Origin of the sequence: Nostoc sp. KVJ20 (assembly GCF_001712795.1) — a bacterium.
GTDB lineage: Bacteria > Cyanobacteriota > Cyanobacteriia > Cyanobacteriales > Nostocaceae > Nostoc.
Genome location: NZ_KV757548.1, coordinates 32,650 through 56,026 on the forward strand (window position 1 = coordinate 32,650; position 23,377 = coordinate 56,026).

Annotated in this window: 15 protein-coding genes; 2 read left to right on the plus strand and 13 right to left on the minus strand. The window is 39.6% G+C overall.

Annotated elements, in window-relative coordinates:
- Window positions 1-327: 327 nt before the first annotated feature.
- The 13 genes from A4S05_RS02700 to A4S05_RS02760 all read right to left on the minus strand — a co-directional run bounded on the left by A4S05_RS02700 (window position 328) and on the right by A4S05_RS02760 (window position 22,158).
- On the minus strand, window positions 328-1,794 hold the full coding sequence (locus A4S05_RS02700) for a radical SAM family RiPP maturation amino acid epimerase (protein WP_084226960.1): 1,467 nt from the start codon (window positions 1,792-1,794) through the stop codon (window positions 328-330).
- Window positions 1,795-2,215: 421 nt separating this feature from the next.
- Entirely contained in the window at window positions 2,216-2,518 is a 303-nt protein-coding gene (locus A4S05_RS02705) for an NHLP leader peptide family RiPP precursor (RefSeq protein WP_069068283.1), read from the minus strand.
- A gap of 493 nt (window positions 2,519-3,011) precedes the next feature.
- Window positions 3,012-4,169 (minus strand): hypothetical protein, encoded by a 1,158-nt coding sequence (locus A4S05_RS02710; RefSeq protein WP_141699627.1) that lies wholly within the window; start codon window positions 4,167-4,169, stop codon window positions 3,012-3,014.
- 188 nt (window positions 4,170-4,357) lie between these two features.
- Entirely contained in the window at window positions 4,358-5,821 is a 1,464-nt protein-coding gene (locus tag A4S05_RS02715) for a tetratricopeptide repeat protein (RefSeq protein ID WP_069068285.1), read from the minus strand.
- Between the two features lie 135 nt (window positions 5,822-5,956).
- Window positions 5,957-7,432: an MBL fold metallo-hydrolase gene (locus tag A4S05_RS02720; protein WP_069068286.1), complete on the minus strand. Its 1,476-nt coding sequence runs from the start codon at window positions 7,430-7,432 to the stop codon at window positions 5,957-5,959.
- A gap of 87 nt (window positions 7,433-7,519) precedes the next feature.
- Window positions 7,520-10,450 carry an NHLP bacteriocin export ABC transporter permease/ATPase subunit gene (locus A4S05_RS02725; RefSeq protein WP_069068287.1) on the minus strand — a complete coding sequence of 977 codons (2,931 nt, stop codon included), beginning with the start codon at window positions 10,448-10,450 and terminating at the stop codon, window positions 7,520-7,522.
- Window positions 10,451-10,524: 74 nt separating this feature from the next.
- Window positions 10,525-12,804 (minus strand): NHLP family bacteriocin export ABC transporter peptidase/permease/ATPase subunit, encoded by a 2,280-nt coding sequence (locus A4S05_RS02730; RefSeq protein ID WP_069068288.1) that lies wholly within the window; start codon window positions 12,802-12,804, stop codon window positions 10,525-10,527.
- Window positions 12,791-14,239, minus strand: a complete 1,449-nt coding sequence (locus tag A4S05_RS02735; RefSeq protein ID WP_069068289.1) for an NHLP bacteriocin system secretion protein — start codon at window positions 14,237-14,239, stop codon at window positions 12,791-12,793. Before A4S05_RS02735 ends, A4S05_RS02730 begins: the two co-directional genes overlap by 14 nt.
- A gap of 556 nt (window positions 14,240-14,795) precedes the next feature.
- The gene (locus tag A4S05_RS02740) at window positions 14,796-15,890 is read right to left on the minus strand and encodes a cyclic nucleotide-binding domain-containing protein (protein WP_069068290.1); all 1,095 of its coding nucleotides are present in this window, start codon (window positions 15,888-15,890) and stop codon (window positions 14,796-14,798) included.
- Window positions 15,891-15,956: 66 nt separating this feature from the next.
- Window positions 15,957-17,117, minus strand: a complete 1,161-nt coding sequence (locus A4S05_RS02745; protein ID WP_069068291.1) for a DUF7005 family protein — start codon at window positions 17,115-17,117, stop codon at window positions 15,957-15,959.
- A gap of 9 nt (window positions 17,118-17,126) precedes the next feature.
- The gene (locus A4S05_RS02750) at window positions 17,127-17,900 is read right to left on the minus strand and encodes a MinD/ParA family ATP-binding protein (RefSeq protein WP_069068292.1); all 774 of its coding nucleotides are present in this window, start codon (window positions 17,898-17,900) and stop codon (window positions 17,127-17,129) included.
- 124 nt (window positions 17,901-18,024) lie between these two features.
- A complete protein-coding gene (locus A4S05_RS02755) occupies window positions 18,025-20,616 on the minus strand; it encodes an amino acid permease (RefSeq protein WP_069068293.1) in 2,592 nt (863 codons plus the stop codon).
- A gap of 87 nt (window positions 20,617-20,703) precedes the next feature.
- Window positions 20,704-22,158: a cache domain-containing protein gene (locus tag A4S05_RS02760; protein WP_069068294.1), complete on the minus strand. Its 1,455-nt coding sequence runs from the start codon at window positions 22,156-22,158 to the stop codon at window positions 20,704-20,706.
- A 313-nt stretch (window positions 22,159-22,471) separates the two neighbouring features.
- On the opposite strand from A4S05_RS02760, the gene A4S05_RS39960 reads away from it, so the two are divergent.
- Both A4S05_RS39960 and A4S05_RS41300 read left to right on the plus strand, forming a co-directional pair.
- A complete protein-coding gene (locus tag A4S05_RS39960) occupies window positions 22,472-22,687 on the plus strand; it encodes a hypothetical protein (RefSeq protein ID WP_141699628.1) in 216 nt (71 codons plus the stop codon).
- 69 nt (window positions 22,688-22,756) lie between these two features.
- A complete protein-coding gene (locus A4S05_RS41300) occupies window positions 22,757-23,200 on the plus strand; it encodes a hypothetical protein (protein ID WP_176726897.1) in 444 nt (147 codons plus the stop codon).
- Window positions 23,201-23,377 lie beyond the last annotated feature (177 nt).

The following is a 23,377-nucleotide window of genomic DNA, read 5'->3' on the forward strand; positions in this document are numbered from 1 at the left end:
CTTCTTCAAAATAGCTGGTGAATATTCTTATGAAGTAGGCGATCGCAATGCGATTAATTAAACTTATCCACCAACATTCAATGCTTCCTCGAATTTATGCCAATTATGTATGAATACATCACAATATCCCCCTATAGTAGTTCGCCAAGGAAACTTGGCGGGGTAAAGGGCAAGGGGGAAAGGGAAAAGATGTTTATTCCTTTAACCTTTAACCTTTCCCCTTTTCCCAGCCCTCACCTAACAATTTTAGGTTGGCAGACTACTAGTCCCGACGACGTAGCCAAGGGGAAATATATGCAGCGTCACAAAGAAATGGTATTACGCTTCTTAAGGTTGAGGCTCGGAGTCTAAAACTCCACGCTCAAATAAAACATTGAGATAGTAGGATGTCTGCGGTGATAATACTCCTTTGTTAGCAAACAATTGAGTAATATCTGCGGTTGTATGCTGACCTTGGTGGATTAAAACCCCCAACTCTTGCCACAAAGAGTTATGGCGGAACTTGAAGGTTTTAATATGGGTGGAAAGTTGAAAGCCATTGATAAGAGCTTCATACTTAAGATCGCGACGAAAGCGTATCAAGTCACCAGACCTTAGCATCCGTGACATATTATCCCGAATCATCCTCTCAATCAAAGTCTTGAGGTCATCAACATTTACAAATGTTCCTTGATCGTAGACTATATAACCTAGTGGCCAGCGTTCATCAGCATTACAAGGGCTAATCAGCTTCACACTGCGCTCAACCATGTTGAATAAAAATCCAGAAACACAAGCGATCGTCCCTTGTTTGTGAGACTCTTCATCTAACTTACCTTGTTGGATATTTTGTTCTCTTTGTCTCCCTGCATGAGCTTTTTCAGCACCTTCTGCCCCATCATTCAAGAACTCTATTTGTACTCCCAGTAGTTCTTCAGGACTAAACTCTTGATGCACTTGCTCTAACATCTTTAAGGAAGGAATCGAGAAGCGATTGCAGATGCCATTTTTCTCTTTTGATAACTTTAAAAGAGAGCGTGTGCGCTGTGGATTTTTCATGGGTTGCGCTGTTGTAGTTTGGGGAAGATATCCCGTAACAGCATGAAAATCAATACAGAAATTTTCATAATCTGGGTTATCAAGGGGATCTGTCGCCCAATAACAAAAACCATTTCCAGCCGCATCTCCTAAAAAGCCTTTCATTAATTCCAGCACTTCACGCCACAATTTGGCGTTTTCGGCAGTATAGAAGAAAATATCACTGAGACGAGGTGCTGACACGGCACAAAAGCGACAACCAATTGAACAGCCCTTGCTCAGTTCAAAACAAACTGGAATGTGTTGAATTACTTTATGAAAGGCTGGATTTAATTGGCTAGCAGTACGTGTAATTTGTCGTTCCCGCCACGCTCGAATATGGGGATCACTTGGAGCGGATTCCGGTTCATTTGTCGCTTTATCAAGCCGTTCATAAAACTCATTACTCAGTTTTAATAATGAAAACTCTGATATTTCTTCTTGCCACTTACTAACGCAATCTTTATCCCACTTTGGTCTGACATCTTCAGGATTTATTTGCAAACCATATCGCACAAAAGTATGATAAGGGTCTTTGACAACTTGGCTGCGAAATTCCTGATCTGCGTCCCATCGTTCGATAAATCGCTTAACTTGGCTAAACTTAGATAATAGTTTTGGATCAATCTGATCAATTTTTTCAAAACTAGCATGGTTATCTATGCAGTATTCTTTAATATTGAAAGGTGGAGGAATCAACTGTGCTTCCACCTGCTGATTTAATTCTTGAGTTTGCATATTTTTTAGGAATTAGATCAAATAGTTGCAAATCTTAGATTTGATGTTTTTGTCAACACTAATATTTAATTACACATCTTTTTCGCCATTTTTTAATATTGATTATAGCTGACGAAAATATCAAACGATCGCACAATCATTGCAGCCTTTACTCTTTACTCTATACTCCATTAAACCGATATTGCTTGGAAATTTTAAATGCAGAGAAAGAGAGAGGAGAATGCAAACTTAATTACTAATAAATCCTGTTTATTAAGATATATTATCTTTACATTCTCCTAATACATCCCTTAAAATTCCTGGGTGGTAAGTTGAATTTAAGAGGTTTATGCTCATGTCAATCTTGCACTATTGTGAATCAGACATGAGCAAGGCGATCGCAACAAGAACAATCAAGAACTTGATGTTCAATAGCCCTATATTAGGTGATCACAAAGAATTTACCTTTCTTTCTAGAAGCAATGTAACCTCCTGCAACTTGCTCTAGTGCCTCCTCACTAAGTTCTTCATCCACCTGTGGTACGGGTGGAATCACCAAATATATATTGTTGGTATCTTCTTCAAATACGTGAATCTGCAAATTTTCAGGCAGAGTTGTTCCCAATTCCCTTGCAATAGCTGCTTTGGGATTAGATAATAACTCTTGTCTAAATGCAACATTCTGCCAAGCTTTAGCAGCTACATTTGCGTTAAATTCTTCGCGTGAAAATTCTTGTGTTGACATGAGATTTCTCCTTCTATTTTTGCAGAACAGAGTAGCCACACTAATATCCTCTGATTACCTTTAGTCTCTCATGGGTAATTTATATTATTTCCTGTGAGCTAATAGCATCATCAGACATATAGAGCGGATATTTACTTAGACAAAATAAACTTACCATTTATCAAGTATTGATAATAACTATTTCATCTTATATATTGCTGTTTATGTGCTTGCAATTTTTATTTCAATTTGCTTTTGATTGCCCATTTTTTAGCAATAATTAAGTGAAAAGTTGTACTAGATGACTTATTTCTTTTTGTCTAAGCTATAACTACACAATACAGTAGCTACATCGCCCAAACAATACACATTTTTTCGCTCAAAATACACATTTTGTAGATATAGACTTTTTGATCTAACGAAGATACTATTAGATTCCCGACTTATTAAATAAGTCGGAAATCTAAATGTGGCTATTTTCACAAATCAAATATAAATGATTGCTATATATTTCCTAATTCTTGCAAACAAACCTATGACCAAATGCTAAATATCCTTTTGCCTCCAAATTTCCATCTGGATGATAAATTATTTTTATGTGGTTCAAATTTCTAAAACAAATACTATACCATTTTGAACCAAGAAAGCTGGATACTTTACTCAATTCTTTTGACCATAGCTCTGGATAAGACTTCTCGTGAGAGCATCCAGACCAATTAAGAACAGCATCACGTTTTTCAGGTATACATAATCCTTGCTCTACCAGAAAATCTAAAAGTAATTGCCATTTTGGTTCAAGCCGCGAACTTTTATTTTCTAATAAACACTCTAGCCCTATCTTTGGAAAAATACTAGTTCCTATATCGAGATTCAGAATTATTGCATCTGAAAACTTAGCAAGTAATTTAATTATTTTTTTGAGAGGTTTGACTGAATATATCCAACCAATTTGAGCAAGATAATCTTCAAGCATCTCAACACGAATACCACCAAGATTAACTCTTACAGCATCCAATTGACGAGAAAACATAGCTCCTACATAAAGCACCTGGGAGCCGGATGGTAAAGAATTTACACAAATACCCAGATTTTTCTCAATAAGAGGTGAAATATCATGCTCAAATAATATTTGCAACACAGTTGTTATAGTCTGTAATTGTTCATCGCTAATCTTAGATGTTTCTGTAGTATGTTTTTTTAACTGAAATTCTTTTAAACCTAAAAATAAGCTAGGTATTGGTAATTCTTCCGGCTGCTCATCAAGATCAAATTCCAGCCAAATATTTTCTGCACTCTTTGATAATAGGGATTTAGGCTGACAACAAACAGAGCAAAAATCCTGAATGCGTCTCCATATAGGATTAGTAAAAATTATATCTGGAAAATTCATAACCGAATTTATCCCTCCAAAGTTATGATGACTTCCATCGAAGTTTGTAGCGAGAACCGAAAAGTCTACTTTGGAGTTATCAGCACCCAAACGGCACTCAAATAAACCTTCTGACGAAGGTGGAAAAATTCTGGCAATTGGCTGGATATGAGACAGAGCTTCGGGAGAAACTAATTCAGGTGAAAGGTGAGGTACAACAACTTGAAGATAATTTTCTAATGTGCAGCTATTCATGAGATAAAATATTGTTTTGCGAGACAATTTTGATTCTTTAAAAAGCATATTGCTCAAACTTATTTCGCTTTGAGCTAAGAGAAACTCTAAATTAGTGTATTAGCTGTAGGTTGGGTTAAGCGCAACGCAACATGGATCTCGAAAGCTTAACCTATATCTCGGTGTTGGGTTTCCTTACGTCAACCCAACCTACATTTTTTTAAACCTTACATATAATTGAGATAAAGTATTTATTTTTAAGCAAATCTTTGAAACAGCAATTTCATTCGATAGTATTTTAGCATTTCACGATCATAGCTTGTTTTATCTCCTATCTCTTTGTATAGTTTTGCTAATAATTTCACTGGTTGTTCATCGGTAGGTATAATTTTTGTGGCTAATGTCAGATTTTCCTGTGCTAACTGATAATTGCCCTGTTCAAGATAAATTTTACCGAGCATTTTATATGCTTTAGCTTCTGTTGATTCATCAGTTAATGCCTGACTAAAAAAGCTAATCGCTGTTTTATAATCTTGATTTTTCATAAATATTAGACCTATGTTAAAACTTAATTCAGGATAATTCCCTGCTTGGATTGTTTGGCAATATTCATAATGTTTAATGCTCTCTACTTTTTCTGATTTTACACTATATAAAATCCCTAAAGTATAGTGAGTTAATCGTTCTTCTTCTAGGTTAGTCTCAGCTAGCATCAGTTTATCTGTTAACGATTTTAATGTATTTTTATCATATTCTAATTCCCGGCTAACAATTCCGTTAAGTGAACGAAGTACACTAGGGCGATAACTAGGGGAAATCTCTCCTGCAATTCGTTCATAATCAGCAGCATTTAGCGGTTCAGTTTCACAAAGGCTGAGTAAGTAATAAGTAGCGGCAGAATTTGGCTTTTTTTGCAATTCTTGAAGACAACCTTTTTTAGCTGCTTCAACCTGATTATTTTGTGCTTGTTGATCGAGAGCATATAAATGGCGATAATGTGCTATGTCATCTAGATCATTGCGCCAGAGAGCCGCTAAATAATCAGCAATAAAATTGTAACGTAGGGGCATATAACCACTACTCACAGAGCGAGTAAAAGTGACTGTATCATAATTAATAGGAAGAGAATTTAAACAATTAAAAATATTTTCGGGATCTACCAAAGGATAATCTTCAGGCAAGCCAATAAAGTAGTCAATGTCAATATCAATGAAAGTCTTGTCAGGTAAGGCTAAATCTTTTAAATCTTCATATCCACATATCGTCAGGTTTAATCCCAATATTGTCGCTGTTACTATATTGCCTGTAATCTTACAATTTGTCAGATCGTTAGTTCTAAATCCGTCCTGATTTTGCAAGAAACTACGTAACTTACGAATATAATTTATGGAATTTGGTAGTTGATTTTTGGGAGTTAGAGTTACCCAAATGAGGTGTTCAATTATTCCCAGACGATGAGCAGCAAAAAGAAAATCTTCGATACCATAGCTGTATCCGCGATCGGGTAATATATGATAAGGTTTTTCTAATTCAGCAATTTCAGCAGAAGTTTGACATCTTTTCAATGCTTCTATACGATTTTCACTAATATATTGAAAATCTAGATGTTCATCTAGATAAATTAGAGTGGCATTTTTCCAGCCTAATTGATGCCAAACATGAAGTTGAGAAGAATGTTCTTCTGTGATAATGGTTTTGATATTTTTTTTTGTTATGTTCATAAATTAGTTTTTTGTAAAAAAAAATACAACATTTATTGCTTAAATAGTAATACAGATACAGTTTAGATGGTAGGTTGAGTTGAGCGATCGCAAAACTCAACCTACCATTAGTATCAGAGAAGTATTGCAGCTTTGTTATACACTAGTTGTCATCAATTGCTGCTCATTGAGGTTTTGTGGAAAGACCCTAATCAGAGTATTTCCTAGCTTCATCATTGCTGTTTTATTCTCATCCTCAATCTGATGATTTCCGTATTCTCTTCCCCATTTTTCCACTTCTTTGTACAATACACTTTCAAAAAGTTTCTCATAGGGAAATCTCAGAGCTAAAGGAGAAATATTCACTGATTTAATATCGGGGCGGATAGTACCATGAGTACTAGCTATATATAATTTTTCAAACGCGCGTAAATGTCCGCCAGTGCCAGGATAATCCCAAGTTTTATCGCATTTTAAAACTCCATAAAAACTTGAAGCTGTAATGATATTAAACACATTAGCTAAAGGATTAGCCCCTGCTTTGCATTGAATAGTTTCTTCAGAAAAATCAAAATACCATTTTTGAGAATCATCTGGAAATACTATTTCTATTTGGTATATAACCTCCCAATGACAATACTCTCCAAATAAATCATTTTTATGTTCCATGAAGAATGGTGATAGATTCAGTGAAACCTCTTCCTCTATTGCCTTTCTCATTTCATGGATGTCATAATTGTCTGGGTTTCTATCAATTAATTCGCCATTTACCGTTACAGGTGAAAAATGTAACTTTTCTCTATCATCTTCAACCGTCTTGACAAATTGAGATTTTCCAGAAATATAGGTTGATGTCCCATCTTTAATTTCACAAATATCCCCTGGCTGAAGAGAAAATATGTTTTCCACTGCTGGGCAAACTTTCCCGATATCTCGACAAAATTGTTCTTGAGTTACTGGAAATACAACTTGATTTAGCCAAGATGACCCATCTATAAACTTGAAACCGTTAGCACCAGGAGAAATTGCTTTTGGCTTAATTAAGCCAATCAGTTGGAGAATATGGCTATAACCCGGAAAAGGGAATGATAAGCTTTGATTGTATTGATACTCAGTTTCTAACATAGGCTGCCAACTCGCTAACAAAAAATCGATCACGGGGTAGCGAGATTTGACAAAATTAATTGTTTTTGCGTTTACTGATGAATCTACTTGATTCCAAAAAACTCCTGACGGATCAGCAAATACCATTCCATACTCAGGTACGCGATTCTCTGAACGAGTGGCAATCAGAGTCGTAGAACCAATTTTTACTTCATCAGAGTCCTTTAAAGCGTAGATTTTAGAATATCCTAATTTACGTAGACAAGCTTCTAATAACTTATCTTTAGGAATGAAAACATCAACATTTTTGGGAAGATAAGCAAGAGAACGAATATCAAAGTGATCTAAATGCCGATGGGAAATTACTAATACGTCAAATTCAGGAATTTGCTCATAAATAACTTCTCGCTCAGGGCATATACTCGTTGTGACTTCACAAAATTTATCCCAAAGCACCGGGTCCATCATCACTTTACAATCTTGCGTTTCTACAAATATTGAAGCGTGTCCAATCATCTGAATTTTCATGATGTACCTCTATTATTTTTGGTCATTTGTAAACACTAATGACTGTTGTTTGGAAAAAATGTAATGCGTAGGCGCATTAGCTTTGTACTAAGCCATTTGTCGAGCCATTAATTGAGCAAATAGCCCCTCAACAGCAGCTAGTTCTGTAAAACTTCCCTGTTGCACAACTCGTCCCGCCTGGAGTACATAGATGCGGTGAGCATTACGAATGGTGCTAAGTCGGTGAGCAATTACTATCCTCGTAACTTGCATTTTCTCTAGACTTTCACTCACAATTGCTTGGGTTCTGTTATCAAGGGCGCTGGTGGCTTCGTCAAATAACAAAATCCGGGGTTTTAATACTAAAGCACGAGCGATGAGCAATCTTTGTCGTTGTCCTCCCGAAAGATTACTACCTCCTTCACTAATTACCGTGTGCATTTCCATTGGCATAGCTGCTACATCTTCAGCAAAGCCAGACATCTTAGCGGCTTCCCAAGCTTCATCGAAGGTAATATTGGCACCACCAGCAATATTCTCGAAAATAGAACCTGCATTCAGGCGACCATTTTGCAAAACAACGCCCAACTGTCGGCGTACTGCTTCTACATCCAACCCAGATAAGTCTTGACCATCGTAGTAAATGCTGCCACTTTCGGGAGTTTCAAACCCTAGCAATAATCTGAATATCGTTGATTTACCGCTTCCAGAACCCCCAACGAGGGCGATAAATTCCCCTGGTTCTGCGGAGATACTCACATCATCCAATGTTAATGCTCCGTCACTCCGGTAGCGAAACATAATATGGTCTACGATAATTTTACCTACGAGTTTTCCCGGGTCGGCTTTGCTCAAATCTACTTCTGGAATGGCTTGCAAAATGGGCTGGGTGCGTTTCCAGTGAGGAGTAATTTGGACAATCTCAGTGACTACGTTACTCAGATTTGTAGTTCCTTCAACAAATTGTCCAAAAGCGGCGTTGAAAGCCAGGAAAGTGCCAATGGTAATCACCATAGTGCCTGAAGTCTGAGCTTCTTTAAATTGGTTAATGGTCAGCCAAAAAAGAATTCCAGATGTGAATATGGGCATCACTGTATTGAAAAAAACTACAGCATCTTCTACTTGTTGTGTACTGAGGGTAAGCTTCAGTTGGCGAGTGTAGTTTTTACTCCAAGAGGCGAAGGCGCGTTCCTCGGCTCCAGCAATATGCAGTTTAGAAATGCCATTGATAATTTGTACTGTCTGTCCAAAAATATTGCCCTGCAATTCCAGTAGAGGACGCACTTTACCAACGAGGAGGATACCAGAAACCAGAGTAACTGCGCTGGTGACGATCGCAACTCCAACTGCAAGTAGGGCTAATTTAAAGTTATAGTTAAATAATTGCCCCAAATAAAACAAGGCAAAGAAACTGGTAATCAGTTTGATGATCGTGTTTGCACTGAGTTCTCGACTGATTTCACCAACAGATGATGCTCGTGAGTGCAGATCCCCCGTGGTATATTTGCGGAAAAAGGATACTGGTAAATTCATTAGCCGATCCCACACCGCCACTTCTGTCGCTGTGGCTGCTGCTGTTTCGATGCGTAAAAGAGCAAAACCCTGTGCTAGCTGGAATAAAACTGTACCCAATGCAGCAACTAATAGCCCCATACCGATTTGCAGCAACAATCCGCGATCGCTATCTGGGATTGCGTTATCCATAATAATAGCGGTAGCTTGGGGCGTAAGCATCCCTAAAAGTGTGACGGAAATACCTGTTAATAAGGTGAGTAGGATATCCAGCCTACGTCCTTTGAGTGCAAACAAAATCACATTGTAAGTTTTGAGGACGCTATCGGGAAAAGACCGATAAAACATATAGGCGACGGGAGAAAGCGTCTCGGCTATAGGTTCATTTACTTTGATGCGGGTATGGTCAATTGGATCAAAAATTTCATAGGAATTAGCAGAAATTGGTAACAGTGCAACTGGTCGATTGCCCTCCTCAGTATAAGCAACCAAAGGCCCACAATCCTTTTCCCACCATTTATCCCGCAACAGCACCCGCCGCATCCGAATGCGAGAAGCCCGGACGATCGCCTCCAATGGCTCTTTAACTCGTTTGAGGTTTTCTGAGCGGGCTGGAGGGCAGATTTTCACCCCCAAAGCTTTCCCCACAGCCCCAGCAGCTACTAATAAAGGTGTCCCCTCTAAGAAAAAGTTGCCATCTTGAGAACTCAACGTTGACGCTAACTCTCCCAACGCCTGAGATGTGACTTGACGATTGAGACGTTGGCGATCGCGCAACCGCATCATTTCCGCTTGCGCTTCTTGGCGATCGAAAAAGTCAACACAGTGCAGCAGTTGAATGTGCATCTCAGACAACCCTACCAAAAGCTGATCTGAGTTCCAAAATTGGCTAGTTGTTTGAGTGCTTAGTTGAACCCCCTCCACGGCTTCTAGCCACATTTTGTCAGTCAGGGGGAAATATCCGGTTGCAGTTGTCAGCGTCATTTCTTCCAACCCCAGAAAGCGGACAATCCCTTGCTTAATTTGTACCCAACAGATCACCCCTGCTTCCGCTTGGAAGGTTTGACCATCCAGTAAAGAAAACCGTGTTTCTCCCTTAGATTTCACATCAATTTCTGGAATAGTAACGCCAGACAATACACTACTCAGTTGCAACAGCCAAGCATCTACCCAACTAACTGCTCTCGAATCTGCGTTAGCTACTAACTCCCGAAAACACTCTTGATGTACTTGTAGTAATTCAGTTTCCCCAATCGGCACAGCTAAAATTTGGTGTTGCTGATTAATAGTTTTAGTACCGAATAATGCTTGCTCCTCACTAATACTAGATAAATAACGGCGAGTTCCTTCAATAACACCATCTTTAACTGTGACGGCAAATAACGCCATAGAGCCAGATTGAATTACCCAAACCCTAGAGGGGTCATCCAATAGCATCGGCTCATTACCCTGAAATATATAAGTTTGACCGCGAATTAAAATTTCGGATTTTGAGTTATTTAATTGCTTATCTGTTTCCTTGTGCATCTTTATCAAAAAAGTAAAGGTTCAAAACTTGCCCCTTGTGGGTGGCTGTTTTTAATTTTGAATTTTGAATTGATTTATTCCTCCTCCAGGGCTTCCCCTTCTGTGCGGATTAACCGCGAGTACACACCTTCAACTTGCCACAACTGTTGATGAGTACCTCGTTGTACGACTTTGCCTCGCTCTAGCACGATAATCTCATCACAGTCCCGAATCGTGCTTAATCGATGCGCCACCATGATGCAAGTGCATCCCCGCCGCCGGAGATTTTGGTCAATAATTCTTTCTGTCTCTGCATCTAAGGCACTGGTGGCTTCATCCATGACGAGTATGGAAGGATTATTCACCAAAGCACGGGCAATTTCCATCCGTTGCCGTTGACCTCCACTTAAATTAGCAGCACCTTCCATCAGTTCTGCATCATATCCCCCATTCATTGAGAGGATGACATCATCAATAGCTGCATCCTGACAAGCCCGCTTCAAGTTTTTGTCGGATACAGTGTGATCCCAAAGAGTCAAATTATCCCTAACTGTGCCACCAAATAACAAAATATCTTGTTCTACCATAGCTACGGAGTTAGTTAGTAGTTGGTGGGGAATTTGTTCTCTGGGTTGATCATCAAAAATAATTTCTCCCGCCCACAGTTGATAAAGTCCGCTTACAAGTTTGGCAATAGTAGACTTACCAGAGCCACTTCCACCGACTAAAGCGACTCGCTGTCCTGGTTTAAGTGAGAGGTTAAAATTTTCGATCAAGGGAGGATCTAGGCGGCTATAGCCAAATGTGAGGTTTTGCAACTCCACATATCCCTGCAATCTGGGTAAAGATTTGGAGGAAGAAAGGGGGTGGATATCTTTGTTGTTTTCATGGTCATCAACCAAGTTTCTCTGTGTTACTGAAGTATCAATTGGGTTGTCTAACACATCATCAAGGCGAATCAAATTACCCTCCAATTCCTGAAGAGTACTACCGAAGTTGAGGAGACTACTCACAGGTGCTTCAAAGCTTCCCACCAAACCTTGAAAAGCTACAAGCATCCCAATGCTGAGATACCCATCCATCACTCGTAAACCACCAATCACCAACAATAACATGGCAGAAATAGCTTGTAAGAGTGTAGGTAGAATGGAGAATAATTGGTTGGTGACATCCATTTGCTGTTGGCTATTGATTGCCTTGGTATGGTAGCCTGACCACCGAGAAAAGAAATCTGACTCCAATCCTGATGCTTTGAGTGTTTCTATCCCTTGGAGAGCTGCAATAGAAACGCCTTCAGCTTTGCCAAAATCCAACATCAACTTTTGATTCAAGTCTACGCGCTGACGGGATACTAAGCGTAAGGTGAAGATGTTAGCGATCGCTAAACTAATAACAATCAAGGTTAACAGCCAGTCATATTGAAACATGAGGATGGCATAAAAAACTACCATGACTACATCAATTACTGTCGTTGTCAACTGTCCCGAAAGCACATTGGCAACTTGGTCGTTAAGACTCATGCGGCTAGTGATTTCTCCCGCGAAGCGTTGGGCATAAAAGCCAACAGGTAGGCGCAGCAGATGCCACAAAAAGCGACTGGACATCCCCACAGACAACTTGATTTTCAAACGACGCAGATATCGCAACCGCAGTAGCGTTAGACACCCTTGCATTACAGATGCGATCGCCATAGCCACAAGTAAAGGATTTAGCCAATCCAATCTTTGTTCTACCAGGATTTCGTCTACAAATATTTGGCTGAATACTGGTACAGCCATCCCCACCAAAGTTAAGAAAAATCCCGCCACCACACAATAAATCAAAGCACTAGTTGAACCCTGTAAACGCTCCCACAAAGCTCCAATCATGCTAGGTTTACGACCACCTTTTTGGAACTCTGCGCCTGGTTCCATCACCAGCGCTACTCCAGTATAACCCTCGTCAAATTCCTGCAAAGACACACTACGAGGGCCTGTAGCTGGATCATTCAAATAAACCCTCTCTTTGCGAAATCCTTCCACTACTAAGAAGTGGTTAAAGTCCCAAAAGATAATATAGGGAGGATGCAGTTCTTGTAGTTTATCTAGTTCCTTTTTAAAGCCCTTGGCATCAAGACCATAATTTCTTGCAGCCTTCAACACATTAGATGCTTTGCTACCATCACGGGAAACACCGCATTCTCGACGCAATTCTGGCAATGGCACAATCCGACCAAAGTAACCTAAGATAATTCCTAAAGCAGCAGCACCACATTCAACTGCCTCCATTTGCAGAAGAGTTGGTGTTTTTACCCGCTTGCTTCTTGTAGGCAGTAATTTTTGCAGGTACTGCCAAAAACTCATAGGTGGGACTAAGGCAGAATTAGTAGATACCACTGAAAGACCTCAAGATAGGTAAGACAAATGTGATTGGAGCGCGTTCTTCGACCTGAACTCGCACAACGGTAGTAGTTCCAGAAGAAATTTTCATCTGTGGCCCCTTTGAAGAAGACCACTTATAACCACTAAAAGTTTGAGAATCCTGTTCTATATCAGAGAATATCTGTATTAATCCTTCCTGTTTTTGAGATACCAAACCTTCGACGATTTCTGGATTACCTACCTCATTAATTGCTGCTTCTTTGCTAATTGGGAAATTTGAAATACTAGTAACTTTACCAACAATGCCACCAAAGCGTTCTCGCTTCACGGTTTCAGGGGTAATTTGAATAGCCATCCCTGACTGGATTTTCTTACCCTCTGCAACTGAAAAATAAGCTAAACCAACTAGTTTACTACCAGGATTTTCTGCTTCTATGTTTGCCAAGCGAGTACCTGCGTTGATCACCTGCCCAGATGCCACAGTAATTTCTAGAATTCTGCCGTTATACTGACTAATAATTTCGCTGTTATCACCTAGTTGCAGTTGCAGTTTAGCAATCTCTCGCTTGACTTCTTGAATCTCTTTTTTGCGGACAGTTGTATTTTCTAAATCTTGTTGAGCTTGAGAAGCACTTTCACTATCTAGTTTTTTTAACTGAGTTTGTAAGTCGGAGATTGTCGAGAGATTTTCACTATATTCTTTTTCTTTTTCGGTCTCCTTAACATCGAGTTCCTTTAATTGGGTTTCGAGGTCAGAAATTTTTTGCAAGTTCTCTAAATATTCCTGTTCTGCTTGGAGGGCTTCATCGGCTGAAAATACTCCTTCTTGTCGGAATAGCTGTTTACGGATTTCCATCCTTTGGCGGAAAACAGGACTAAGAGCTTGCACCTGTTGGAGGTTTTGTTTTAAGCTTTTACGTTGTTGCTCAAGAGAACTATTATCTCTAGTTTTGATCACAGGTGTCAGGGTTTGAAGTTCCTGAATCCGTTGCTGGAGATATTGACGTTGCTGTTGCGTTGACTGTTTATCTTGTTCTAGGCGTTGCCCTTGCAGTGAGTTTACTGCTTGGTCTTGTGATTCTAGTTGTACCAGTTTAGCTCGTTGCTGTTGCAATTGCTGACGGAGATCAGCTTGGTCAATTGTCGCTAGTATTTGTCCTTTTTTGATAATATCCCCAACTTTGAAATTTAAAGTCATTAATTGCCCGGAATTTTTCGATTGTAGTTGCACTACTTTGCGTGGGTAAATTAATACTCCTCGCCCTTCAATTGTGATAGGAATACGTCCATAAATACTCCAGATAATGGCTACTCCTACTAAGGAGCTTAAAGCGACAAGAGGTAGCCAGCTTCTGGGACTGACTACTTGCATCAGTTGGTCTAGTCTTTCAGGGGAAGATAAACGTTCTACGGATTCTTGGCGAAATAAACTACGCTTTTTCTCTAACATAGATACTCATTTTATAGATAATAGATATAAGTTAGCGGCTAACAAATAACGCATATTTGTTCTGTAAAACTTTTTAAATCCTAGTTAGGTGACTGTTTATAGCTAAATGAATCACATCTTTAGAGTACAAAAAAGTTACTACTGATCAAATGCACAATGTTTAGATGGAACTCGCTATTTTATTGAAGTGCTGTAAACCTCAGCAGTCAAGAATGCGCGAAATAAAATTTATATTGCTAATCAGCAACACCAGACTTTTCACGGTGGTTCAATCAAAAAGGGTGCTGAGTTCAACAATATCCAAACAAACATATTTAGGAATTATGCCTTGACATAAAATACCAAATATGTGTGTTGTGGAAAAAATTGTATCTGTCGTAGTTTAGCCCCACGGCTACACAAACATAGACGCTTTGCGGCTACTTTAGGAGTTCTCCGCAGGGTAGTCTGCCTACGCGGACTGAGGAAAAATTGAGTGTTTGAAACCCGCGCAGGCGGGTTTTGCCTGTGTAGTTGCGGTTTTTAACCGCCTTTTTAATGTTAATTTGACTCAAATTTAAGCTATGCTCATTCGTTCTATCATCCAATCAAATCTTTTCCCAGCTAATGCCATTTTATCTAAAACACTAATATTTAATTCATCCTCATATTCAGCATTTTTATCTAGTGAAAGACCTTGGCTATAAACCCTCCTTCTATAGCCAATTCTACTCATAATTTCCTGCAATCTATTAGACATCAGAATAGAAATTACTTTATAAAAACGAGACGAAAATCCTACATCTTGCTGTAATTTTAATGCTAGTTGATGTCGAGAAATTGATAGAACTATAGAGTCTTCAATTGCTTTCACTGTTGTAGAAGGGAGGCGACCATCAATGAAAGGTGTTTCTCCTACTATTTCGCCTTTCGATAATCTTGCTATTTCTCGACCAATGATTTCGTTACCCTCAATAGCTGCAAAAGCACGAACTAAGGGATTCCGCTCATCGTCAGAAACACATAGAGACATTCTTCCACTCAAGATAATATATAGTGCATCTACAGGGCTTGTTTCATGAATAACTACTTGATTAGCAGGAATTTTTTGGGGAACGCCACAAGCTATCATCCAATCAATGTCACTATCATGTAATTCGGCTAACACAAACAGCATATCTCTCAAAGACTTAGTTTGTATAATATTACGCCGACCAAACTGACGAATCATATTTTGTATTCTATCTAAAAACATAATTGCGATCGCTCGATAAAAACGGGAAGCAAAACCAGCATCTTGCTGCAATTTTGTGGCTAATTTTTCTTGGGAAATTGACATCACTAATGATTTTTCTAAAGCCTTGATAGTAGTAACAGTTGGACGAGTATTGACAAAGGGAATTTCTCCTACTACCTCGCCTCTTGACAGTCTAGCAATCTCCCGGCCTGAGTTGACACTATTATCAAAAGCTGCAAATGCTCGATTCAGAGGATTGTCATCAGATTGATAGATGGTAACTGTTAAGGTTCCTTCTAGTAAAATATATAAAGAATCGACAGTTTTTCCTTCTTGGATAAGTACAGTTTCAGATGATAGTTCCTTCTGATAACTATTGGCAATTATCCAATTAATGTCACTATTAATCAATTCTTTCAGTAAAACTTCTGTCATAACGAAATCATCCTCATTTATAACGACAACAGAAAACAACAAAGCACGGCTAAATATCTTATTAATCTACGAAATATGGGATTTTTCAAAAGCTTTTTGAATCAGCAAATTGCATCCTGGCTCCGCTAATTCTTCTAATGTCAAATAAGATAATGCGACTAAAAATTTAATTTGGCGATCGCAAGTTTTCAAATCATTGCTCCACTCTGTATGAAAACGCTGCAAATTTAATGCTGCTGCCTTCAGCAATGCTTGTAAAATATTAAAAGCACCGTCAGAAAGTGGAGGTTTACCCCGATAGTTTTGTAGTCTACCTCCCTCTCGATAATCAGGAAATGACTCTAAGCCGATAAAATGTAAAAACCAATCGGCTCGATAATACCCGATGGCAGCTACAATACCCCTGTAGTCGGCAAGAAGTTCATCAAAGGCATTGTTTCGCATTGAGTTAAACAAGCGATGTGTGAAATAATGGGTACATTCATGTTCCAGCCGAATTGTTAAGGATAAACGCTGCCATAGAGATTCCTCAAGACCAATTTCTTTGGCTGCAACATTGCTATAAGGACTGTTACTCAAAATAATGAATTTATCTTGATAAAGTTCCTTTTGTGGAGTTAGGCGTTGTAACTCTAACTTCCAATTACTTGCAGAACAATTCTGAGGATTTTGGAATTCCCATTGTTGGCGATATCGGTGAATTCTATCCCAATTGTTAAACCCACTAACCATACAAGCTCCCATCGATGGCGGGACTAGCTTGGGTTCATTTCGCATTGTCAGGGCTTGTACTAGAGAAACAAAATCTTCCCGGTTTCCAGGTAGTAAAATCGGGATATTGCCAGCCAAGCTCTGATGTATCCTTAATTGGAGTTGCTCTGGTTGCTGCAAAACTAAACCAGTCACCTCAACCATGTCATCGACAGACGCACCCTTACGGGTAGCATTTCTATATGCTTGAGTTTCGCTGATACCTTTGAGTATGGGGAACTGAAATTGTACTAGGTGTTGCTTGAGAACTGTATAAGCTCCGACAACTTTTGCTGTAGCAGTGTACTCTTCCCAAACAGCTAAATGAGCTTCAGGAGGTAAAGGAAATGTAATCGAATGATTGAAATGATAATGATTAAATACATTATGGTTGTATGCAAGTAACTCATCTATTTCTGAGGTAGTAGCACCATAGGATGCTAGTATACCAGCCCGAAATTGCTGTTGGTTATTCATGGTGTTTAATTAAGCAATGTCAGCAACTTGTTCAGCAATTTTTTTGATGCCTTGGCTGATGGGATGCTCAGGATACTGCACAGAGAAAATATCTTTGCTGGCTAATTGCACCATATCTTCTGAGAGGGGCAAAATACCAGCTACTGAGACGTTGTAAATGTTCTCTACCTGTTGTTGCAAGTCGGTAAAATTTAAGCTCGGTAGTGCTTTATTAATCACGAGCAACATTTTTGGAACTCGTAGCTTGCGAGCTACATCCACTGTGACAGCAGTTCCTTGAAAATCTTGGTGATCTGGACGGAGAATAATGATCAAAACATTAGAAACACCAATGGAAACTAAGGTTTCTTCATTCAAACCAGGATGAGTATCAATGAATAAATAATCTAACTTGAGACTAGAGATGAGTTCTTGAAAGCCATCGTTTAGTCGAACTACATCATACCCTTCACGAATGATTCTGGCAATTTCACCAGCTTTAATACTAGAGGGAATTAAGTAAAGACTACCATTGATTTTATCTGTATTCTTAGTAGTGAGAGTATGAGTAACATCGTGAGCAGTGTCTTTGATTTCACAGCGTCCCCACAGGTAGTCATTGAGGGAAGATTCAATTTTGTCTTCGCTCAGACCAAAAATTACATGAACTCCAGGGGATTGAATGTCGGTATCAACAATAGCCACACGTTTTCCCTGGATTGCCATAGTAGCTGCGACGTTAGCAATAGTGTTTGATTTGCCGGTGCCGCCACGAAAGGAATGAACAGATATAATTTGTGCCATAATTCACCTTTTATTTAGAAATTGGCGTTGCATATTTTTGGGATGATTTATCTCACGCATAGACGCGAAGCGGCTTCCCGCAGGGTAGGCGCAGAGAGTAAGAGTTGATTTTGGAATTTAATATTTAAATTCGCTCTGGAAATGTGAATTTCAACCAGCAGTTATCACTAATCAGAGGTAGCAAAACTTTGCCACTGGATAACTTTAAGTCAAACTGCATTTTTTTGTTCCCACTTTCAATTTCCACAAGTGTCGGTAAATTGTTTGATTTATCGTCATAGTTGCTTCCATGTGTCCACACTCTCATTTCTTTTTCTCCTTTGGTTGGTAGGGAAAAGATGGCATAACGCAGAGATGAAAGTACGGGAATATCCACAGTTGCGGCTTGGTGGTGTACTTCACCCTGGGCATATCCCAGCAGCACCTCTGCCATCTTTGGTTGTCCGCCAGCAGTGATTGTAAAGACGGAATGCCCACCTTGTTGCTGTTCCTCTCGTAGTTCTACTACTACGCGGGAGGCAAAAGCGCCGTAAAATTTCATCACTACTGTTGCTCCTAGTGATAATGAGGCGATGCTTAATGCACTGATCCGCGCTAGAGGATTTTGCCAGATGAACAAACCGTGAACCAACAAAATCCCTAAAAAGATGCTATATATACCTAAACTGAAAAGCGGATGATTGAGGATCTTAAAAACTACTCCGGGCATTAGTTCACCTTTTTGGCGACTAGAAACCAATAGTAAAATTGGGAAAATACCACCAACTAGGGAGTTACCAAGGACACCAGCGAAGGCGAGTATATTAGTAAAGGATTGCGTACCAGCAAAGAATAGCCACTCAGTCAGCAGAAATACTAAGAGTAATGGGCTGATGGATAACAAGAAGCGACGCTGGTTGAGGAGTTTTACCCATAAGCGTGGTACTTTATTCTTGTACTCAGAAGTAGTATTACTGTGTTCAATTTTCAAACTGGCTTTGTAGGCTAAAACCATTGGTGAAGTAATTTGCAGATATACGCGATCGTGGTTAACTGATCTGATATCTAACATCAGGCGGATATCCCACTGGCGTAAACCTGGAAATTGAGCAAATAACTCTTTGATCTCCCAATGCTCAGTAACTGCAATTTCTACATTGTGGATGTGGCCTTGTAACTGAATATCTATTTGAAACTTTGGTTGAGCATCTACTATTCCCAAATAGGTTATACCGATATAAGGAACAAACGTAGAATTACCAGAGGGGTGAAAGATTAATGTCCCCCCTTGACGAGGTAACATTAAAATAGGACGGGCTGGGGCAGGTATCCACTCCTTCGTGAGGTTGACTAGGAGACTTGAACTACGAAGCCAAGCCATTCCCAAAAGCAGGGTAACTAAAACTGTTCCCAAGACTGGGACAATGGAACCAACTTCAGTAGCTAGTGGTTCTAAGGCCGTTCCTGACTGTTTGGCTAATAATTGCGGTGCGATCGCTCCATTAACAACCAACACCCATAAGCAAAAAAGCACGGTTAAAAAAGCAGTTCCCGCCACGCTACCCCAAATTAAGGAGGAGGCGCTAGGGTCGCGGGGAAGGACAATTTTGGCACATTCACCTACATAAACGTGTCCAAAGTAAAGCATGAGACTCACACCCAAAATCCTTTGCAATATCCAGGGTTGGAAAGCTTCACCATTAAAAAAGGGCAAGTTTACATATAACAGGTTTTCCAGTTGTACATGACCCAATGTCAGCAGTAAAAGGATGAGCAGCAAACTAACATTGATTGCTGCTAGTAATACCAGCACTGCAACTGTGAAATTTAGAGATTTGCGCGATAGCAAATAGAACCCCGCCACGAACAGCAATACAGCCCAAAGCTCTGGCGGTATATGCGTAAAGTTTCCCATTGTTGTTGACAACCCGATGTAACAAGCCAAAGCGATGAAAAAGACTCGGATACCAACAGCTATGGAAAGTATAAATGAACCTGCTTCTCCTAAATAGTTAGATACTAATTGTTTGATGAAAGGATGACCATAACGAAAGTCGCTACTACGACCGAAAGCCTCTGCCATGCAAGCCATAGTTACAATGTTAATCGCACCGATGATCAGCAAAAAGGCAACAGTAGCTAATGGCCCAATATCAACTACAGCGATGGGTAAGGCCAAGAACGCTTGGGGTAAACCAAGAGCAACTGTGAGTAAGGAGGCCAGCCAGAAGGGTGGTAAAGATTCGATTTTTTGTGAGATGTCTGTCAACTTCCAACGCAACTCTTCAATTAATGTAACGCTGGATGCAAAGATGTTCAATATCTGCGTTCTATACAGGCGGGAGTAAGATAGTTGCACTGGTTTTTCATCTAGACCCAAAGTTGCCCGAATATTAGGTACTGCTTGATAGGTGAAAGTATACTTTTGTCCGAGGGCTTGAGCGATCGCAGCTTTTATTCTGGGGTTCTCTGGTACTAGGGATGCCCACTGGCTAGCATGGCGTTCTAGTTGCTGAATGCTGGGGCGGAGTGGGGGGGCATTTCCTAAAGCAAAAGCTTCTAGAAAAGCCAAATCGCGCTCATTTGCAGATTGTTCAGCCAAAGAAAACTCCACACGCGATCGCGCTGCTATCTGGGCTGTTCGACTTTCGATTAAAAACAGTAGTGTATTGGCTCGTCTGGCAGGTAAACCCGCTAATGCCTCCTCACGGGATATCAATTCATCATCGGATGACATATCTATCACCTCCTGCCAGATATACTAAATTCCATCTTTTACTTAGCAACATTTAAATGCCTATATTGAATTGGAGTAAAGCCACAATCAAACAATTTTAGTAATATCAGAAACAGGTACATTTAAGTGCGATCGTTCCTTAAGTGATCGCACTTGATTTTGCAATCGTTCGTAGTAGCCAATCTCAGTTTCTCTAGCAGTTACTTCGTTGCGTTTAATCTTTTGAATCTTTTTTTGGACATTCTGAAAATGTTCATTTCCTGTAATTTCCTCAACGTGCCTAGCTCTTTTAGTCTCATCAATTTCAATGCGAAGTTCTTGCACTTGCATTTTCAGATTTTGATTTCGCATCCTCACTTTTTTAGCCATATCCAAGTAGACACTGACTAATTGACCGATATCGTCTTGCCTATCAGATACTTTAACCAAGGTGTTATGCGCTTCTTGATTAAAATCTTCATTTTCTAGTGCTTGTGCTGCTTCTGTTAGGGCGCGAATCGGTCGGGAAATTTTAGAACCTAACAACAAAGCAATGATTGCGGTAATCCCTCCCACAATCATGACACTGCTAATATTGAATAATATGAGACGATTCAAAGGAAGTTCAAACTGTTCTCTGGATTGACTGATTCCTAATACCCACGGTTCTATTTTCATGGGAGCAAAGCCAACGATCATTCGCTTTTTTTCAAATTCTGAATAATAATTGGTGTGACCTGTCTGTTTGGCCCTCACCATCACTTTCAATTCTGGAATATTCAAGCTCTTAATTGAAGTTAAACCATCTCCTCGATCAGAAGATATCTGTTTAATTCTCTCTGGTGAAAGGGGAAAAACAGTATTATATAAAAGCGATTTATCGGGATGGCTAACGACTACACCTTCCTGATCAACAAGAAAAGCATAGCTCTGGTCACTTAACCTCAATGAATCGACTATCGCCCAAATACCTTGTCCTTTGATTTTGAGTACCATCACTCCTACAATCGCACCACTTTCTGATTTCACAGGGGAGGAAAAATACAACCCTGGTCGTCTGGTTGTTTTACCCATTAAGATGCTAGATACGTAGGGTTGTCCCTGAATAGCGGAGCTATAATATTGGCGAAAGGCGTAGTTTTGACCAATAAATGTAGGATCTGTAGCCGCAATACATTGACCTTTGATGTCCAAAATATAGACAGCATCAAAATCTGGATTGGAACGGTAGGTATTCTCTAGAGTTTTTTGCAATCTTGGATATAGGGTTTTTTGCCTTTCAGGTGTGTTAGCAGACATCGAATCCACTACATTGAGATCGCCACTAACTTGAATAACAAAACGTTGAATATCAATAATCAGTTGCTCAAGACGACTAACAGTACTGATAGCTAATAGTTCTAATTTACGGTATTCAGCCGTTTCCACACGATCTAAGCTCTCTCGCAGGTTGTAATATGTTGTAAAGCTCATCGGGATGAAAACTGCTGATATCAACGCTACGGAAATTTTAGTAGCGATCGGCCAACCTGGGATATAGAATAACCGATGAAGTACTTTCATGGCATAGATACTGAGACCTGTTGAAAGATTATATTTATCAACAGAACTGATAAAGAGGTTGCCTCAATTCCAGAAGTTGCCTAGTTGCTCCTATTGATACTTCGTAGCATAATATATATGAATATTGACCTCAATACCGAATTTTTCTATAAGACTCACATTTTTGTTGTTATTACTGGAGTTTAGTGGATCATGAATTTTCAGTTCTCTCTTATCATTGGAAGTTTCTTCGACTAAATCTTTTAAACCCTGTTTGAGAGTCTCAATTGAACGATCTAAAGCTTCAATTTTAGTCCTTGCAGTAATTTGTTCAATGGCTAGGCTGTGGAGGGTCGGTTGTGGCAAGGCCACAGGAGAGGCGATCGCTTACGGTAGACGCACTTTCACAAAAATACTCTACCGAGTTATTCACATCAATAGAGTATATAAATTTACTATAATCATCTTTAATCAGTATTCAGCTTATACTTTGACAACTATTTATACCTTTGTACAAGTACTGCAAATCTTGCCTACAGCAATCGCATGAAGACTCCTTAACCTAACTCTCATCACTGTCGCTATCTCCTGATATCCCTTGACAGCATAAGTCATATTCGTGCGTTACCATTGGCATTGCTTAATGACAGCGATCGCAACCCAAGTATTAAAGGATTCTTATACGAATGGCACGCTTGAAAAGCTCCAAACTTTGTGGAATAAGGGCTATAGCTTGAAATGCCGGACGAGCAGTAATGGCATAGGCAGGCGATGCCAACTCCAGTCGGAGGCGCTGCGCGTAGCTTGCTTCTCCGTAGGAGTAGGGCATTTAGCGATGCCTGCGGCAACGTCAAAGACGAAGGCAGTTATTGAAGGCATCTGTAAAATTCGGCGGATACTGGCTTCATCATCTACTACTAAAATTGTGCCTTTCTCACCTGATAAGTTTCTCAACGCTGTTCCTCCACAGCGAGAACTCTTAACCATCCATTATCTGCTTATTGAGAGACAAAAGCACAAAACAATCTTGAAGTACAGTCATGATGAAGAAGCGATCGCTTGATACTTGCATCTGTGCAACAGATTATGCTGGTGCATCTGCACAAAAAAGAAATTTGTACACAATTAATAAATTCTTACAATTTGGGACTCGTATTTCCCATCGATTTGGTGTACCTTGTTAATTCTGTGCAAATTATTTATACCTAACTTCTCGCAACTTTACCCATCCAAATTTTAA

Coding starts and splice junctions, on each gene's coding strand:
- A4S05_RS02700 (WP_084226960.1), bottom strand. CDS start 1,794: ATGCAAACTCAAGAATTAAATCAGCAGGTGGAAGCACAGTTGATTCCT.
- A4S05_RS02705 (WP_069068283.1), bottom strand. CDS start 2,518: ATGTCAACACAAGAATTTTCACGCGAAGAATTTAACGCAAATGTAGCT.
- A4S05_RS02710 (WP_141699627.1), bottom strand. CDS start 4,169: ATGCTTTTTAAAGAATCAAAATTGTCTCGCAAAACAATATTTTATCTC.
- A4S05_RS02715 (WP_069068285.1), bottom strand. CDS start 5,821: ATGAACATAACAAAAAAAAATATCAAAACCATTATCACAGAAGAACAT.
- A4S05_RS02720 (WP_069068286.1), bottom strand. CDS start 7,432: ATGAAAATTCAGATGATTGGACACGCTTCAATATTTGTAGAAACGCAA.
- A4S05_RS02725 (WP_069068287.1), bottom strand. CDS start 10,450: ATGCACAAGGAAACAGATAAGCAATTAAATAACTCAAAATCCGAAATT.
- A4S05_RS02735 (WP_069068289.1), bottom strand. CDS start 14,239: ATGTTAGAGAAAAAGCGTAGTTTATTTCGCCAAGAATCCGTAGAACGT.
- A4S05_RS02740 (WP_069068290.1), bottom strand. CDS start 15,890: ATGACAGAAGTTTTACTGAAAGAATTGATTAATAGTGACATTAATTGG.
- A4S05_RS02745 (WP_069068291.1), bottom strand. CDS start 17,117: ATGAATAACCAACAGCAATTTCGGGCTGGTATACTAGCATCCTATGGT.
- A4S05_RS02750 (WP_069068292.1), bottom strand. CDS start 17,900: ATGGCACAAATTATATCTGTTCATTCCTTTCGTGGCGGCACCGGCAAA.
- A4S05_RS02755 (WP_069068293.1), bottom strand. CDS start 20,616: ATGTCATCCGATGATGAATTGATATCCCGTGAGGAGGCATTAGCGGGT.
- A4S05_RS02760 (WP_069068294.1), bottom strand. CDS start 22,158: ATGAAAGTACTTCATCGGTTATTCTATATCCCAGGTTGGCCGATCGCT.
- A4S05_RS39960 (WP_141699628.1), top strand. CDS start 22,472: ATGGCTAGGCTGTGGAGGGTCGGTTGTGGCAAGGCCACAGGAGAGGCG.